At 54.5% G+C, this 255-nt stretch carries 1 rRNA gene; it reads right to left on the bottom strand.

Annotated elements, in window-relative coordinates:
* A 23S ribosomal RNA gene (locus KI379_RS33855) occupies positions 1 to 255 on the bottom strand; the annotation flags it as partial.

Here is a 255-nt window from a genome sequence, read left to right on the forward strand (position 1 = left end):
TCCGCGCGCCTTAGAATTCTCTTCTCGCCTACCTGTGTCGGTTTGCGGTACGGGCACCTTCACCTGGTTAGAGGCTTTTCTTGGCAGTGTGAGATCATGACCTTCGGTACTATAATTTTCCCTCCCCGTCACAGCCCAGCCTTAAAGTGTGCGGATTTGCCTACACACCAGCCTCACTGCTTGGACGAGCATCCATCAGCTCGCGTCACTACCCTCCTGCGTCACCCCATCACTCATAACGGTTTACGGTGGTAC

Origin of the sequence: Paenibacillus cineris (assembly GCF_018333335.1) — a bacterium.
In the GTDB taxonomy this organism is placed as follows: Bacteria; Bacillota; Bacilli; order Paenibacillales; family Paenibacillaceae; genus Paenibacillus_AQ; species Paenibacillus_AQ favisporus.